The organism is Mesorhizobium sp. M1A.T.Ca.IN.004.03.1.1, from assembly GCF_003997555.1.
Lineage (GTDB): Bacteria > Pseudomonadota > Alphaproteobacteria > Rhizobiales > Rhizobiaceae > Mesorhizobium.
Window position 1 is genome coordinate 1 of record NZ_RZTV01001175.1, and the last position, 232, is coordinate 232.

Genomic DNA, 232 nt, shown 5'->3' on the forward strand with positions numbered 1-232 from the left:
GTGGGCAGCTTCCACCGCCGACCGGCAGCTCGCAGTTTCCGGCTGCACCAGCGTCGACGGCGCCGATGCCGGGCGTCCAGCCCGGCGCAATGGCCGCGAATGCGCTCGATATCACCAAGGAATCGATGGTCGGAAGCTGGCGTGTCAACGGCAGCTGCGACATGTTCCTGACGCTGACCAATCTCGGCAGCGGTTCGCGCGGTGGAACGCGCGGCTGCGTCGGCGAGCTGAC

General features: G+C 68.1%; 1 protein-coding gene. It reads left to right on the forward strand.

Going from position 1 to position 232, the window contains the following annotated elements; all coding sequences use genetic code 11:
• Positions 1-232 (forward strand): AprI/Inh family metalloprotease inhibitor (locus EOD29_RS35385; RefSeq protein ID WP_164764125.1); only part of this gene is annotated, 232 nt, incomplete at both ends.